Below are 17127 nucleotides of genomic sequence, written 5' to 3'. Positions count from 1 at the left end.
TTTTGGGCAAGGTTAGTATTGTTGTACCCTTTAAAAATACATCGAAATTTCTAGTTGACTGTCTGGAGAGCATTCAAAACCAAACCTACCAAGAATGGGAAGTACTGGCGGTAAATGATGGCTCTACGGACCCTAGTGCAGCAGTGGTTTCGCGCTTTGCCCAAAAGGATGGTAGAATACGCTGTTTTGACAATAAAGGCAAAGGCATCATCCCCGCTTTGCAGACGGCTTACGGCTACGCCTCCGGTAATTATATCACCAGAATGGATTCTGATGATATCATGAAAACTCGGCGTTTGGAGTTAATGGTCAATGCCCTGCAGCAGAAAGGTGTTGGCCATATTGCCGTAGGGCAGGTGGCGTATTTTTCGGACCAAGGCATCAGTAATGGGTATCAGCGCTATGAAGCTTGGCTCAACCAGTTAACAAAAAAAGGAGCAAATTTTATTGAAATCTACAAAGAATGTGTAATCCCATCGCCCTGTTGGATGGTCCATGTGGAGGATTTTGAACGCTGTGGCGGGTTTGAACACAACCGATATCCCGAAGATTATGACCTTACTTTTCGTTTTTACCAAGAAGGGCTTCAAGTAATCCCGTGCAAAGAAGTCCTGCATCTGTGGCGAGATTACCCTACGCGTACTTCTAGGACCCACTTGCACTACGCACAAAATTATTTTTTGGACATCAAGCTATACTATTTTTTAAAATTGCACTACACGCCCAACAGGGCCTTGGTGATTTGGGGAGCTGGCTTTAAAGGGAAACAGATTGCGAAAAGCCTGGTTGAGAAAAAAATTGATTTTACCTGGCTTTGCGACAATCCCAAAAAAATTGGCAAAAAAATCTACGGACAACCCTTACACCACTTTTCCAAACTCACCGCCTTAAATGAACCACAAAGTATTATTACAGTGGCAAATACAATAGCGCAAAAAGAAATAAGACAGTATTTGGATGCCTTGTCCCAACACCCCATGGAAGACTATTACTTCTTTTGTTAACCCTTTTAGGCCAATCCAAAATTACCAAAGCATTAACAAGGTACACCGCCCAACAAAATTTCATAATACTGTATCTTTGGGCTTTCAATCAAAGGAATGCAACTAAAACATCCGGAACTTCTTTGGGCCTTATTGCTGCTGTTGATTCCTATCATTATCCACCTATTCCAACTTAGAAAATTTAAGCGCACGCCCTTTACCAACGTGGCCATGCTCCAAAGGGTGGAATCGAAGTCCCGCAAGAGCAAACGCTTAAAAAAATGGTTGTTGCTGTTCGCTAGATTGGGGCTTTTGGGTTGTATCATCCTAGCCTTTGCACAGCCCTTTTTTGCAAATAAAACGGCTCTGACCAAGAAAGAGACGGTTATCTACGTAGATGATAGTTTTAGCATGCAAGCCAAGGCTGCTGGTTCCAAGTTGTTGGAAACAGCTGTTCAAGAATTGGTTACAACACTACCAGATGACCGTAAATATCATTTTATCACCAATACCAAAACCATTAGGAACGCTACGGTTAAGGAAGTTAAGAATAGGCTTTTGGGCTGGGAAACACAACAAAGGCAAATCTCCCTACAAGAAATCTTGATCAAAGCGCAAGCCCTCTTCACCAAGGACAAGTCTGTGCAAAAGGAGGTTATTGTCATTTCGGATTTTCAAAAAGAAGCTTTTGAGGCGTCTTTGGACAGCCTTCAGGATGTACAGCTACACCTTGTACAAATATCACCGGACAAGCAGGAGAATATAAGTATCGATTCCCTCTACCTCGGGGAAAAAGTCAACCAACAACTAGAGCTGGTTGTTAAAATTTCTGGCCTGTCACAGGAAGGTCAACTTAATTTACCCATTGCCCTCTATAACAACAATACCCTTATTGCAAAGACGGCCGTAGAACCTTTGTCCGGTAGCTTGGGTGAGGCTCTACTGTCCATACCCGTTGACCAACCCATTAAAGGGAAGCTGACGATTGATGACAACAGCCTGACCTTTGACAACCAACTTTTTTTTAACATTGAAAAGCGGCCCTTGATCAAGGTGTTGGCGATTGATGACGGCACCAGTGATTACTTAAAAAGGCTTTTTGACAATGAAGAATTTGAATTTACCACTACCCCCTTGGCCCGTTTAAATTATGGAAGTATTTCCCAGCAAAATCTGATTGTACTTAACGAAATTGAAAGACTTCCCAATAGTTTGGTGGATGTTCTAGTGGCCCACCAAAAAAATGGCGGGGTTTTAGCGGTGGTACCTCCCACCCAAATAGACCAACCATCCTATGATACACTGCTAATAGCAACCTTAAATTCACGGATTCAACAGGAGGTAGAGATTCCACAGAATGTAACGGGCATTTCCTTTGGTCATCCACTTTACCAAAACGTATTTGAAGAAAGGGTCACTAACTTTGATTATCCCCAGGTGAGCCTAAGCTACACTTTATCGGGAAATGCTCCCAAGGTGCTAAAATTTGCGAATGATAATGGTTTTTTGGTCAATAAGGGCAATACCTATTTCTTTACGGGTTCCCTTAACTTGGACAACTCCAATTTTACCGCTTCACCACTGATAGTCCCAACGTTTTATAACATGGCCCAATCTAGCCTTAAACAAGGGGACCTATACCACACCATTGGCACTAACAGCAGTATTGATATTGCAAAAACCTTGGACCGGGATGATATTATCACTTTGGTTTCCACATCTTATAAGTTTGTTCCGCTCCAACAAAACTTAAATACCAAAACCAGACTTTCGTTCTTTGAAAACCCTGAAACCGCCGGAATTTATGCAGCAGTCCATGAGAAGGATACCATACGCCACATTGCTTTTAACCACCAACGGAAAGAAAGCCTATTGGAATACCAGTCCTTGGAGAACCTCAATGCTACCACTAAAAACAACTCCATTACCGCCCTATTTGACAACTTAAGCCGCAACAATGAAATTACTAACTATTGGAAATGGTTTGTTATTTTTGCCTTAGCTTTTCTAGTGTTTGAGCTCTTGATTCAAAAATTCATTTCATGAACCTATTTCTAAAATCCGCCACGCTTATTGACGCTTCCAACACAAGCCTGCATGGTAAGAAACGGGATATACTCATAAAGAATGGCAAAATTGAAAAAATTGCGAGCCGACTAGAAGCAGTTTCGGGCTATAAGGAGATCCTTTTAGACAACCTCCATGTTTCCAAAGGTTGGTTTGATAGTGGCGTTTGTTTTGGGGAGCCTGGTTTTGAAGAACGTGAGACCATTGCCAACGGATTACATGTGGCAGCTGCAAGTGGTTTTGCAGATATTTTATTGAATCCCAATACGGCGCCCAAGCCAGACAGCAGTTCCCATATCGTATTTTTAAAGGAACGTGCATCTGGACAGTCCTGTAATTTGCACCCCATGGGGACAATGACTGCTAGGGCAAAAGGTGAACATTTGGCAGAACTTTTTGACATGCAAAATGTAGGTGCCAAAGCATTTTACGATTTTAAAACGCCCATCACCAACGCCAACCTCCTAAAGATTGCCTTGTTGTACGCACAAAACTTTAACGGGCTGGTATGCTCCTACCCGATGGACAACCATATTAAAGGGAAAGGCTTGGTCAATGAAGGTGAGGTCTCCACAAAATTGGGGTTAAAAGGGATTCCAGCATTGGCGGAGGAACTACAAATTGCAAGAGACCTTTACATATTGGAGTATACTGGAGGCCAACTTCATATCCCAACCATTTCAACCGCCGGAAGCGTAAAGCTCATTGCGGCTGCCAAAAAGAAAGGATTGAACGTGAGCTGCAGTGTGGCATTGCACCATTTATGCCTTACTGATGCTATTTTGGAGGAATTTGATACGGACTTTAAGGTACAACCGCCTTTACGCACCCCTAGGGACGTAAAAGCCTTGATAAAAGGTTTGGAGAATGGCACCATTGATCTAGTGACCTCGGACCACACACCCATAGATATCGAAGAAAAAAGGATTGAGTTTGACAATGCTGCTTTTGGTTCCATAGCACTTGAAAACAGCTTTGGGGTGCTCAACAAGATTTTTGGTAAGGAAAAAGCCATAAGCCTACTTACCAAAGGGAGAAAACGGTTTAACATCGCGGAGCCAGAACTTAAGGAAGGAGCATTGGCCTGCTTGGCACTTTTCAATCCTGAAGGGGAACTTACCTACGATGTAGCGCACAGTGCATCAACCTCAAAAAATAGTTTGTATAAAAACATGCCGATGCACGGGAAGGTGTACGGTAGCATCAACAACGGTAGATTAGTTTTAAATCCATGAATCAAAAAGAAATAGCTGCCGGTAAAAATACCGCCCTCATAGGATATTTCACCATTGTAGGAAGCTTAATAGCGCTTACGATGAACAATGAGCCAAAAAATGCCTTTGCCAGATTTCACATAAGGCAAGCCTTTGGCATCCATTTGTTATACCATGCGCTTGCCATTGGCATGTCTTACGCAAATATTTCCATCGTTTCCCTCCTTTTGTTTATAGGGTACCTCATGCTTTGGGGCTTTGGTTTTTGGCAGGCCATTAAAGGAAAAACAGACCCCTTGCCTTTTGTTGGTAGGTATTTTCAAAAGTGGTTTACATTCGTACAATAACTAAAACACCTATTAATGACTCCCAAATCTTTACAATTACACCATATCATTAGGGAAGCTAAAACTAAGAAATCCAACCCTCCTGTACTTTTTATGTTACATGGTTATGGCAGCAATGAAGAAGATTTGTTTTCATTTGTGGAAGAACTTCCGGAGGAACTATGTATCATCTCCGTCCGGGCCCCATACGATTTACAACCTTTTGGACACGCTTGGTATGCCATAAATTTTGATGCGGTAAATGGAAAGTGGAGTGATGATGAACAGGCCGTCGAATCACGTGAAAAAATTGTGGGTTTTATAGATGAAGCGTGCAATGCCTACGACTTGGACCCTAACAGGGTGACCCTGCTTGGCTTTAGCCAAGGAACCATTCTGAGTTTTTCCGTGGCCTTGTCCTATCCAGAAAAGATTAAAAATGTCATTGGCCTAAGCGGCTATATCAATGAACAGATACTGCTGGACGGTTACCAAGAAAAAGACCACAGCCAACTTCAGGTTTACAGCTCCCATGGGCAGGTAGACCAGGTACTACCGCTTGAATGGGCCCAACGCACCCCTATTTTTTTGAATCAGCTCAATATCCCAAATGTATTTGAGGAATATCCTGTTGGGCATGGGGTGGCACCACAAAATTTTTATTCCTTTAAAGACTGGCTGTCCAAGCGTATTTGATTTAATTGGTTATCTTTTGAAGAGTAATTAACCAATTTCTTTTTCTATGCACCTTACATCTTTTATGGGTAAACGCTGTTTCCTTGGTTTGGCCGTTACCATCTTGTTCAGCGCTTGCACTTATGATAAGACAGCAGTCACCGAAGCTTTTACCGTATATACGGAAATGGTTGCCAATGGGGCCAAACCTATGGCGTTCCATTATCCCATGAACCGCAATGAGATTGATAGGTATTGGGAAGAATTTAAAACGATAGCAAACGAACATAAGGTTTCCTTATTCCGGGAAGACAACTTCCCCGCTACCCTACTTTTTGCCCAGACGGATACCAATGACAAAACCGTGGCAATCATTTATAAAGGAGATAGATTAATCCAATACCAGCAGTGGAAGGTGGATGCATTGGCAGCTGACACCACTAATAGGTATACCCAAGAAAAGTTAGCTAGGCGCCTAGGCAGGCTTTTAGGGTATAGTGACTTGGGCATCAATCAACTTCTTGAAAAAAATTCCAATATCAAAACCCTAGCAAGCTTTGGCACAAACACGCAAACCACACATCTTTATTATGAAAAGCTCGAGGAAGCCACAGCATTTTACGAAACTATTTTAGGGCTTTCCAGCCCTGCAGCCAATACCTTTAAGATATCTAAAGATGGTTTTTTAAAACTACATTCCACGGACAGTGCACATCCCATAGGGCAACCCAAATCTACCGCAGTGGCCTTGCTCACCAATCAACTCCCCGCTTGGTACGCCATAATGAAAGACAAGAACATTCCTTTAAAATATAGCTTTAATCCAAAACAGGGAGGACCACATGATGGCTTTGTCGCTATTGATCCAGGAGGATATTTTTTGGAGTTCGAAACGTTTAAACAACATCCTGAAAATGAGCTGTTCATGGCCATTCTATCAAAAGCTGAACGCATTAGTACATCCCACAACAATCTTGATTTCTTTGGCACCATTACATGGACATACCATAAGGACATGCAAAAAATGCAGCGGTTTTATCAAGAAAAATTAGGTTTTGAACTAGTTGCCGACCAAGGCTGGGCCAAAATTTACCAAACTGCCGAAAATAGTTTTGTGGGTTTGGTAGATGAATGTCGCGGAATGGAAAACTATGCGGACCAAAAAGCTGTAGAGCTAACATGGGGGCTAGCCAAGGTAGAAAGCTTTTACACCCATGCACCAACCTTATTCAACCAGTATGATGCTAGCAGGAAAAGCTTTGTAGGACCAGAAAATTACCGCTATAACCTAGGAAACGACTAAGGTCATGGGGCTCTTTAAAAAACTCGTTTTTACTGCTTTCTTATTGTTAATTGGCATCCTCTTTTTTATTAGCGAGACCTTTACGGAAATTGCTGCAGGGGTAGCCATTCTTTTGTTTGGGATGATCATGTTGGAAGAGGGTTTTAATGCATTTGTTCAAGGGCGGCTTCAACAATGGTTACAGTGCCATTGTTTCCGATATCTGCGAGAGGTTAATCACAACGGCCGAACTACTGTATATGGACAAGGACGTAAGCATAGTGGAAGATAAGGCTTGGAATGGGGATACATCAATCCTGTAAAACAGCGCTTTTACTAAAAGTCAAAACCACTAAGGACCCATTGGGCAAAAGACTTCAAAAGCCTTCTTCCGCTTTAGTTGCTTCGGGTATAGAGCAAATGGTCCAGTAAGGTAAAATCTACGCTCATATCATCCTTCAATTCGTATTTAATAATGATGTCGCCCCAGTATTTTCCATCAGAAAAATCGGCAACAATCCACCTATGGTTCATTACCTTAATTTTATTGATTTTAAAATCGCTTTCCATCCCTTCATAGGGGATTAAAGGATTATCCCCTTTTTCTTCATTGGTTTCCAATAACTTATCCTCAATATATCTGGTAGGGTTTTCCAAGGTTAAATGATCGTAGTAGGCTAGGGCATCATCATTATTTTCGAGCGAAAAGTACTGCATGTCCAGACGTTGCAAGGTTTCTTTCTGCAAGGAATCCTTTAACCCTTTGTTCTCCGACATCAATTCCTGAATTTCGGCAGCATTGGACTCCTGTATTTTATTACCATTGACCAAAGTGTACAGCAATATCAACCCCACAAAAACAAATAAATATAGAAAGATGTTCTTTTTCATGTTACAAGGTAATTTTTAAATTATCATAGGCTAGAAATACGTTCTCCGGCAAGGTGGCCTGCACTTGATCATGAAAACCTAAGTGATGGCTAATATGGGTAAAGTAGGTACGCTCTGCCCCTACTTCTTTTGCAAAGGCCACTGCTTCGTCCAAACTAAAGTGGCTGTGGTGTGGCTCTAGTCTCAAGGCATTTACCACCAATACCTTGCAGCCCTTTAATTTTATCATTTCCTCTGGTTCCACCTTTTTTGCATCGGTGAGGTATACAAAATCCTTTATTCTAAAGCCCAAAACGGGCAATCGGTTATGCAAGACCTCCACGGGTACCACCTTAGCCCCGTTCAATATAAAAGAACTGTCTTTATCTATGGGGTGCACGGAAACCGCAGGAGCACCGGGATACCTATCCTCATCTGCAAAAATATAATCGAACCGCCTTCGTAAAGCCGTAATCACCCGCTCATGGGCATAAATATCAATATCTCCCTGTCTAAAAAAAAAGGGGCGAATATCATCAATCCCAGCGGTATGATCAGAATGTTCATGGGTAAAAAGAATACCATCCAAACGGTCAATGGGATTTTTAAGCAATTGCTGTCTAAAATCGGGACCACAGTCAATCACATAGTTTTGGCCCTCCCATTGCACCAAGACAGACACCCGCAAACGTTTATCTTTCTGGTTGTCACTTAAACAGACCGGATGTTTGCTTCCCAATATGGGTATCCCTTGGGATGTACCGGTACCCAAAAAAGTAATCTGCATCCTTTGGCTCATCATTATCAAAATTATAACATATTTATGGAAAAGACCGGACTATCTTATTAACTTTGTTTACCATAAAACGGCTTACATGGCACCAGTAAATACAAAGGTTTTGGGGTTTGAAAATGTTCCTTCAATTAAAGCGAAAACCCTTCGCATCAACTTAAATCCAGATATCTATGGCACCTTTGCGGAAATAGGCGCAGGCCAGGAAACCGCGCGGCATTTTTTTAGGTCCGGTGGTGCCTCCGGCACCATTGCAAAGGCCATGAGCGCCTACGACAAATCCTTTAGTGATGCCATCTATGGGGTGGAAAAGGATGGACGGTACGTGACCCAGGCACGTTTAAAAACCATGCTGCGCCATGAAATGAGATTGGTGGAAGAACGCATCAGTAGGGAAAACAAACCTGAAATGTTGTTTTTTTCCTATGCGAACACCGTGGCCACCATAGATTTTTCCAAGCGTTACAAGGGCCACGGTTGGGTAGGACTCCGTTTTCAGTTAGATCCCAAACAAAAGGAATACGATGAAATTATCTTGCATGTGCGTTTTAAGCAGAACGAAGCGCGCTTACAACAGGAAACCTTAGGTATCCTAGGCGTAAATTTAATTTATGGTGCATTTTTTAAATACGATAAGCCCAAAAAATTATTAAAATACCTCTACGACCATATTGATAAGGACACCCTAGAGATTGATATGATCAATTTTACCGGTCCTAATTTTAGGAACGTGGACAATCGTTTAATGAGCCTTCAACTTGTCCGTAATGATATGACTGATGCGGTCATGTTCGGTTCTGATGGCCACAACCTATTGCCGGCAGCCATCCTATACAAAAAAAATATCTTGGCATTGCGCGGTAGTTTTAGACCGGTGACCAAGGTGAACATGGATATGTTCCAAAAGTCCTATGATATTTTTATTCGCGAGCAAACCGTGGATGTGGACAACACCATAGTCATCTTTGAAATTACCCTATCCAATCTTAAAGCTTCTGGCGAAATAGATGAACAAGATTTTCTAGACCGTGCAGAACTACTAAGTTCTCTGGGCCATACGGTAATGATTTCCAAGTTTCAGGAATACTACAAACTTGTAGAATATTTTAACAATTACACCAAAGCAAGAATTGGGCTCACCATGGGTATCAACAACTTGGTGGATGTGTTCGATGAAAAATACTACCGCCATTTAAGTGGTGGTATTCTGGAAGCATTTGGTAAATTATTCTTTAAAGACTTAAAAGTCTACCTCTACCCTATGAAAGATGCGGAAACTGGACAGATTATGACCAGTAATAACGTAAAGGTGCATCCCAGAATGAAGGAACTGTACAAGTTTTTTAAGTATAACGGAAAGGTGATGGACATTATAGATTATGACCCCGATATCATGGATATTTTTTCTAGGGAGGTCCTAAGACGCATCACCCAAGGTGAAAAAGGTTGGGAAGAAATGCTACCAGAAGGCATTGCTGAAATGATTAAGAAGGATAATCTTTTTGTTAGACAAAAAAATAAGGAAGTTGAAGAAGAGGTGAACGAAGAATAAAAAGACAAAATTACCTGTTTTTCCAACCTCATGAACACTACAGAAAGTAATTTTAAACTCACAGCCCACTGCCCACAACATTAGATGAGTTTTATGCAATACTATGTAAAAGTGCCTTTTAAAATGGAATAACCCCCTTGTGGTATAGCTTAGGATGGTGACAGTTGGTAATGATAAAAGTCAGCCAGGGCGCACCAGGTGTAAATTGTCAGGTAAACTAAGGTTACGCCCTGCTAACAGTCTCTTTTAAGCTTCCTCGAGTATTTGTGCTGCGTGGTCCTTGGTCTTTACCTTAGAAATTACCCGTGCTACGGTGCCATCCCCGTCAATTAAAAAAGTAGTTCTATGTAGACCATCATACTCTTTTCCCATAAATTTCTTTGGTCCCCATACACCAAATGCATTAATTACTGTGTGGTCTTCGTCTGCCAACAGTGGAAAAGGGAAGTCATATTTATTTTTAAAATTGGCTTGCTTTTTTTCTCCATCTTCACTTACCCCCAAAATATGGTACCCGTTAGCCTGCAACTCTTTATAATTGTCCCTTAGGTTGCATGCTTCTGCCGTACAGCCGGGAGTATTGGCCCTTGGATAAAAGAATATTATAAGTTTTTTACCCTTATAGTCACTTAATTTAACAGGGTTGCCGTCTTGGTCTTTGGAAGAAAAATCAGGAACTTTATCCCCTACTTGTAAGGTATTCATAAAACAAGTTATTTGTTTATCATATTTTTGATAAAATTAAACAAAATGACCAAAACAGACAAGGTAAATTTTGCAATAAAAACCCTTAGGGAACTTTACCCAACCATTCCGGTGCCTTTAGACCATACAGACCCATATACCTTATTGATTGCCGTACTTTTATCCGCCCAAAGCACGGATGTGCGGGTGAACAAGATTACCCCACTTTTATTTAAAAAAGCCAATAATCCATTTGATATGGTGAAGATGAGCGTAGAGGAAATCCGGGATATCATTAGACCAGTTGGCCTATCACCAATGAAATCCAAGGGAATTCACGGTCTCTCTAAAATTTTAATCGATAAATATAATGGTGAGGTACCCAAGGATATTGCTCTTTTGGAAGAATTGCCCGCTGTAGGTCATAAAACCGCCAGTGTGGTGGTATCCCAAGCATTTGGCATTCCTGCTTTTCCCGTGGATACCCATATCCATAGGTTAATGTACCGGTGGGGGTTCACCAATGGAAAAAATGTGGTACAAACAGAACGGGACGCCAAGCGGTTGTTCCCAAAAGAACTTTGGAATGATTTGCATTTGCAAATCATTTGGTATGGAAGGGAATATTCCCCTGCCCGCGGGTGGAATTTGGAAAAGGATATCATTACCAAAACCATTGGAAGAAAAAGCGTCACCAATGCCTACCATAAGTCAGCCAGGGCAAGTAATAAAAAAGGATGACATTAGGTTTAAAACCTTAGCTACGATTATGGCGGCATGAACCTCATAAGATTTGGAGGTATTGTGCAGAAATTAAACATCATACCTCTTTTATATTGCCAAAAAGCCGCTTACCTAACATCATAGGGGCCAACAGGGCTGCTCAAAATAATTTAATATATAAAAAATGTATCGCGTTACACCCCATTTGGCGAACCAACAAAAAAAGACCGCCTAAAGGCGGTCTTTTCAACATTTTTTAGGAAGCTAAGTCTAGTTTAACATAGTTTCAAATTGCATATTCTTGTAATCAACGACTCTCATCGATTTTGAAAATCCTAACAAAAACTGGATAGTCTCAGGTCTAGCTTTTGCGATTTTACATGTTTTTTGTTCTTCAGAGTAAATTTCTTCCATATTCTCTAGCATTATTGTTATGATAGGATAACGCCGGTAAGATGGAAATATTGCTCCGTTCGTTCTACTACAAATTAATTCGTTAAAACGATATTATTCTTATCTACAATCTTTCTAAGGTTGATGAGTGCATAGCGCATACGGCCTAAAGCGGTATTGATGCTTACCCCAGTGTTTTCGGAAATTTCCTTAAAGCTCATATCCTTGTAGATACGCATGATCAATACTTCTTTCTGGTCGTCTGGCAATTCTTCTATTAACAGGCTTAAATCGCTATCAATTTGATTTTTGATCAATTGCTTTTCCGCATTTAATTTATCGTCCTTGATCACAGAGAAGATATTAAAGTCATCGCTGCCTTCAAATTTTGGCATTCTCTTGTTCTTTCTAAAATGATCTATGATAAGGTTGTGCGCAATACGCATTACCCATGGCAAAAACTTACCTTCTTCATTATAGCTTCCTTTTTTAAGCGTTTTAATTACTTTAATAAAGGTATCTTGAAAAATATCTTCGGTGATATCCCTATCCAAAACCTTGGAGTAGATAAAACTGGAAATTCTTTGATTGTGGCGGTTGATTAAGACTTCAAGGGCTTTTTCGTCTCCAGAAACATAATTGCTTACGAGTATCGAGTCATCGATTTGTAGTTCCATACGAATTACTTTTTTGTTAATAGTAAAGTCAATCCACCACTGGGTGGGACTTTGAGTTATTAGTTAAATTTTAAAAAAGTAATTATCTCTGTATAGGCCTATAAGAATTTAATTACACCCCAAATATAGTTCAAGGTTAAAGCCTTGAAAAAACTATGTTGTGAGATGCTAGATTATCGATGTCAACTATACCAAAAATAGACATTAACTGTCTTGAGTCGTATCTTTGCCCAAATTTTTTCGACGAATGACACTATTAAAAGATGTAAATCCCAAGGAACATATAATCATAAAAGGTGCCAAACTCCACAATCTTAAGAATATAGATGTTGTCATTCCAAGAAATAAGCTAGTGGTCATTACAGGATTGTCCGGTTCTGGCAAGTCTAGCTTGGCATTTGATACCTTATATGCAGAGGGGCAACGCCGGTACGTGGAAAGCCTGTCTTCCTACGCCCGCCAATTTTTGGGGAAATTGGACAAACCCAAGGTAGACTACATAAAGGGCATAGCCCCAGCGATAGCCATTGAGCAAAAAGTAAATTCCACCAACCCACGTTCTACCGTTGGCACTACTACAGAGGTATATGATTACTTAAAATTATTGTTTGCCAGGATTGGGAAGACCATATCCCCCATTTCCGGTAAGGAAGTGACCAAAGATACCGTTACGCATGTAGTCAATTATGTCAAAGGTTTTGGGGAGGGTTCCAAACTTCTATTGCTCGCACCTATACGTATAAGGGAGGACAGGGATACCTTAAAGTCACTTCAATTATTTTCAAAACAAGGTTATGCACGTATCAAATACCTTAATAAGGTACTACGGATTGATCAGGCTCCAGAAGATATTGGTAAGGAATTTCATCTAGTAGTAGACCGGATTGTGGTGAAGGACGATGAGGATTTCTGGAACCGATTGGGAAATGCAGTAGATAATGCTTTTTTTGAAGGGAAGGGCCGGTGCAGCGTTGAAGCCCTTGATACCGGATTGGAACAGGAATTCAGTAATCAGTTTGAACTGGATGGAATGAAATTTTTGGAACCTAATGTCCATCTTTTTAGCTTTAACAATCCCTATGGCGCATGCCCAAAATGCGAGGGCTATGGGGACGTAATAGGCATTGACCCAGACTTGGTCATTCCCAATACGGCCCTATCCGTTTATGAAGAGGCCATTTTCCCCTGGCGCGGAGAAAGTATGGGCTGGTACCGTGAACAATTGGTAAACGCTGCCTACAAATTTGATTTCCCTATCCATAAGCCTTGGTTTCAACTTTCAGAAAACCAAAAGCAGCTGGTTTGGGATGGTAACGACCATTTTATTGGCATCCACAAGTTTTTTGACCAGCTCGAAGAAAAGAGCTATAAAATTCAAAACCGGGTGATGCTTTCCCGTTACCGAGGAAAAACCAAATGTGGGAGCTGCCACGGCAAACGCTTGCGCAAAGAGGCAGATTATGTAAAAATTAGCAACAAGTCCATTTCTGACATCATAGAACTGCCCATTAAAGAACTAGGTCCATTTTTTAACGGACTACAACTATCTGACCATGATAGTACCATTGCCAAACGATTGTTAAAGGAAATCCAAACCCGTTTAGAGTTTCTAGACAACGTGGGGCTTAACTATCTTACTTTAAACAGAAAGTCCAATACCCTTTCTGGAGGGGAAAGCCAACGCATTAACTTGGCCACATCCTTGGGAAGCAGTTTGGTGGGCTCCATGTATATTTTGGACGAACCCAGTATTGGCCTGCACCCTAAAGATACGGAGAATCTGATAGCGGTCTTAAAATCTCTTCGCGATTTGGGCAACACGGTAATTGTTGTGGAACATGATGAGGATATTATGAAAGCAGCGGACGAGGTCATTGATATAGGTCCGGAAGCAGGCACCCTTGGTGGTAAGGTGGTTGCCACCGGACCCTTGAATTCTATTTTAAAATCAGAATCTTTAACCGCCTCTTATCTAAACGGTAACCTAGCGATAGAAGTTCCCAAGGAACGGCGTATTTCTAAAAATTACGTTCAGATTATTGGGGCACGGGAGAATAACTTAAAAAACATTGATGTGACCTTCCCCTTGAACATGCTTACGGTAGTGACCGGGGTTTCCGGCAGCGGTAAAAGCACCTTGGTCAAAAAGCTACTGTACCCGGCCATGCTAAAGGCCGTAGGCGGTTACGGTGAAAAAGCGGGGCAATTCACTAAAATTGATGGAAAATTTAGTCAAATTAAACATGTGGAGTTTGTGGACCAAAATCCTATTGGCCGCTCCTCACGGTCCAATCCGGTGACCTATATCAAGGCCTACGATGATATTCGTTCACTTTTTGCCTCGCAGAAATTGAGCAAGCTACGCAATTACCAGGCAAAACACTTTTCGTTTAATGTGGATGGAGGTAGATGTGAAAAATGTAAGGGCGAAGGTGAAATCACCGTAGAAATGCAGTTTATGGCAGACGTGCATTTGGAGTGTGACGTATGTAACGGGAACCGGTTTAAAAAAGAGGTACTGGAAGTGAAATTTGAAGGAAAGAGCATTACAGATATCTTAATGCTCACCATTGATGATGCCATTGCACATTTTAAGGAGCACAAGCAGGACAAAATTGTTAGAAAACTCCAACCCTTACAGGACGTTGGGCTTGGTTATGTTACCCTTGGGCAAAGCTCCTCTACCCTATCCGGTGGTGAGGCACAGCGCATTAAACTTGCTTCTTTTTTAGTAAAGGGCAACACTAAGGAAAAGGCCCTATTTATCTTTGACGAACCCACTACGGGACTTCACTTTCATGATATTAAAAAGCTCCTAAAGTCCTTTAATGAACTCATTGCCAAAGGCCACTCCATTGTGGTAATAGAGCACAATATTGAATTGATAAAATGTGCGGACTATATCATTGACCTTGGCCCCGAAGGTGGTGAAAATGGTGGGCACCTACTTGCCGAAGGTACGCCAGAAGAAGTAGCACAACGTAAGGAGTCGTATACGGCTGGGTATCTAAAGGAGAAAATATAAGGCCTCATGTATGAAAAGAAGATGTTTAGGCCTTACTTCCTTATTAAACCTCAAAAGATGCAAACGAAATGTAGATGGGAAAAATTTCTATTGTGATGACCATAAAAGACAGCCTATATACTATATTTTCTTTTTAATTCTTATACCATTGGCGGTAAATTATTCTCCAAAATGGTTTCAGTCAAATGAGTCATGGCAATACCCTGAAAAAGAAACAATGAAAGTATTTACGCCTATATTCAATGACGAAGATTCAACTTCATTGAATATTTTAATTCTTCGTTTTGAGGATTTTGTTGCAGATAAGAATACCTACTGCATTGGTAGAACCATTGAAGATATTTTGAACACTGACGATTTCCAAAATGATAGAAGTTTAAATGTCTTTTACGCAGATTCAATATTATCACCTAAAAACCTGTATGAGGCAAGAATAATTGAAGAAAAGCACAATGCCGATTTGGTCATTTTTGGTTTAGTCAATGATATTAAAAATAATTGCGAGGAAGCCCAAGTGTGTTATAGATATCAGATAAGTGAATCTCTTGTTAAATCAGTCATTTCACCAATCGAGCTTAAAGGGAAAAAATTTGATAGGTCTTTTCAATCCGTTATTCCCAGCCAATTGGACAATACGCTATCATTTGATAATACAACACTTAAAAGTTGGGTGATTGGCTTATATTCTATAAAAAAAGGTGAAACCTATCGAACTTTGATAGAAATTGATAAAGTTGTAGGAAATCACTCTTTACCTCAAAAAACTAGAAGTGAAAGACTAGCATATTTCGGTCAAACTTTTATACAAATCAGGCAAGATAGTTTGGCATATTTTGCTTTGGAAAAATCTATGAAATTGGATTCTGTAAATCCTATCTCATATCTGTTTCTGAGTAGACTCCAATTTCTAAATAGGAGATACGATAAAGCGGAAGAAATTTTAAAAAAAGGTTTGAATATAACCGATAATAGTGCCTGGAAATCCAAATTTTATTTGGATTTAGCCAAATTATATGTTGGAACCATCGAGCCGCGAGAAATTCTAAGGGAAAATCCGACTAATTTTACGGAACTACATCATAACCTAAACACTAAAAATGAAAACGCAAGGTTTTTTTTCAACAAAGCCATCGAAGTTGATAGCCTTAATGCAGAAGCGTTTCTGGGAATGGGAATACATGAACTCCATAATTCCCCTTCCGGCTTCGAATTGATGTTCGCAGGAAAATATTTTGATAAATTCATGGCCCTAAAACCTGAACTTAAGTATTTAGTTTATTCTAATCTTGGGGTTTATTACAGTGTAAAAGGTAATTATTCTAAATCACTTGAATATCACGAAAAAGCTATTCGCCAAAACTCAACAGATTACAATAATTATATAATGCGCCAAAATGTTTTTCGTAAAATAAAAGATTTTGAATCAGCAATTAATGACCTCAATATTGCTATAACTCTTGAGTCTAATAATTATTTAGCCTATCAGCAACTTGCAATGGTTTATAAAGGCTTAGGTGATTTCAATCAAGCAGAAAACCAATTTATAAAAGCTATTTACTTAAATGAAAACAACCCTCTCCCGCGATTAAATTTAGGTGAATTATACTATAATCAAAGAGACTTAGCAAGAGCGGAAAAAGTTTTATTAGAAGCTAAAAAACTAGATGTAAGAAATGATTGGTTAAGAATCGATTTATTACTCGACCAGATTCAATCCACAAAAATTCAAAATAAATAAACGAGTCCCTTTCCATTGTTCCGTTGTTAATCATGAAGGTTAAATTTAATAACTGTTCACCATTAAACATTAAACCCAAAAACAATTTAAAAAAATACAATTAACTGATTTTTAATTAGTTATTA

The 17127-nt window shown here is 40.2% G+C and carries 15 protein-coding genes; 11 read left to right on the top strand and 4 right to left on the bottom strand.

All coding sequences use genetic code 11. The features are described 5' to 3' along the window. The first annotated feature begins 2 nt into the window (after positions 1–2). From I595_RS00820 to I595_RS17265, 7 genes are all read left to right on the top strand, one after another. Positions 3–1004: a glycosyltransferase family 2 protein gene (locus tag I595_RS00820; RefSeq protein ID WP_054557492.1), complete on the top strand. Its 1002-nt coding sequence runs from the start codon at positions 3–5 to the stop codon at positions 1002–1004. 96 nt (positions 1005–1100) lie between these two features. Further along, positions 1101–3029, top strand: a complete 1929-nt coding sequence (locus tag I595_RS00815) for a BatA domain-containing protein (protein ID WP_054557491.1) — start codon at positions 1101–1103, stop codon at positions 3027–3029. Continuing rightward, complete coding sequence (locus tag I595_RS00810) at positions 3026–4285, top strand: dihydroorotase (RefSeq protein WP_054557490.1); 1260 nt, start codon at positions 3026–3028, stop codon at positions 4283–4285. The genes I595_RS00815 and I595_RS00810 overlap by 4 nt, the downstream gene beginning before the upstream one ends. Continuing rightward, positions 4282–4611, top strand: coding sequence for a hypothetical protein (locus tag I595_RS00805; protein WP_054557489.1), 330 nt, complete (start codon positions 4282–4284; stop codon positions 4609–4611). The genes I595_RS00810 and I595_RS00805 overlap by 4 nt, the downstream gene beginning before the upstream one ends. Before the next feature lie 15 nt (positions 4612–4626). After that, positions 4627–5286: an alpha/beta hydrolase gene (locus I595_RS00800; protein ID WP_054557488.1), complete on the top strand. Its 660-nt coding sequence runs from the start codon at positions 4627–4629 to the stop codon at positions 5284–5286. A gap of 46 nt (positions 5287–5332) precedes the next feature. Then, entirely contained in the window at positions 5333–6568 is a 1236-nt protein-coding gene (locus tag I595_RS00795; protein ID WP_054557487.1) for a VOC family protein, read from the top strand. Positions 6569–6714: 146 nt separating this feature from the next. Next, positions 6715–6870 (top strand): hypothetical protein, encoded by a 156-nt coding sequence (locus tag I595_RS17265; protein ID WP_157449612.1) that lies wholly within the window; start codon positions 6715–6717, stop codon positions 6868–6870. A gap of 73 nt (positions 6871–6943) precedes the next feature. Here I595_RS17265 and I595_RS00790 read toward each other — a convergent pair whose 3' ends face one another. Beyond that, the gene (locus tag I595_RS00790) at positions 6944–7438 is read right to left on the bottom strand and encodes a hypothetical protein (protein WP_054557486.1); all 495 of its coding nucleotides are present in this window, start codon (positions 7436–7438) and stop codon (positions 6944–6946) included. 1 nt (position 7439) lies between these two features. Continuing rightward, positions 7440–8204 carry an MBL fold metallo-hydrolase gene (locus tag I595_RS00785; protein ID WP_054557485.1) on the bottom strand — a complete coding sequence of 255 codons (765 nt, stop codon included), beginning with the start codon at positions 8202–8204 and terminating at the stop codon, positions 7440–7442. A gap of 88 nt (positions 8205–8292) precedes the next feature. Here I595_RS00785 and I595_RS00780 point away from each other — a divergent pair, with 88 nt between their 5' ends. Further along, positions 8293–9762, top strand: coding sequence for a hypothetical protein (locus I595_RS00780; protein ID WP_054557484.1), 1470 nt, complete (start codon positions 8293–8295; stop codon positions 9760–9762). Between the two features lie 246 nt (positions 9763–10008). Here I595_RS00780 and bcp read toward each other — a convergent pair whose 3' ends face one another. Continuing rightward, positions 10009–10467, bottom strand: a complete 459-nt coding sequence (gene bcp, locus I595_RS00775) for a thioredoxin-dependent thiol peroxidase (protein ID WP_054557483.1) — start codon at positions 10465–10467, stop codon at positions 10009–10011. A 45-nt stretch (positions 10468–10512) separates the two neighbouring features. On the opposite strand from bcp, the gene I595_RS00770 reads away from it, so the two are divergent. Continuing rightward, a complete protein-coding gene (locus I595_RS00770) occupies positions 10513–11187 on the top strand; it encodes an endonuclease III domain-containing protein (RefSeq protein ID WP_054557482.1) in 675 nt (224 codons plus the stop codon). Positions 11188–11657: 470 nt separating this feature from the next. Here I595_RS00770 and I595_RS00765 read toward each other — a convergent pair whose 3' ends face one another. Further along, positions 11658–12239 carry an RNA polymerase sigma factor gene (locus I595_RS00765; RefSeq protein ID WP_054557481.1) on the bottom strand — a complete coding sequence of 194 codons (582 nt, stop codon included), beginning with the start codon at positions 12237–12239 and terminating at the stop codon, positions 11658–11660. 247 nt (positions 12240–12486) lie between these two features. Here I595_RS00765 and uvrA point away from each other — a divergent pair, with 247 nt between their 5' ends. Then, on the top strand, positions 12487–15264 hold the full coding sequence (gene uvrA, locus I595_RS00760) for an excinuclease ABC subunit UvrA (RefSeq protein WP_054557480.1): 2778 nt from the start codon (positions 12487–12489) through the stop codon (positions 15262–15264). A 10-nt stretch (positions 15265–15274) separates the two neighbouring features. Next, complete coding sequence (locus I595_RS00755) at positions 15275–17002, top strand: tetratricopeptide repeat protein (protein WP_054557479.1); 1728 nt, start codon at positions 15275–15277, stop codon at positions 17000–17002. Positions 17003–17127: the final 125 nt, after the last annotated feature.

Origin of the sequence: Croceitalea dokdonensis DOKDO 023 (genome assembly GCF_001306415.1) — a bacterium.
GTDB classification, from domain to species: Bacteria; Bacteroidota; Bacteroidia; order Flavobacteriales; family Flavobacteriaceae; genus Croceitalea; species Croceitalea dokdonensis.
The sequence above is the reverse complement of the archived record's forward strand: the minus strand, read 5'-3'. Positions and strand labels throughout refer to the sequence as shown.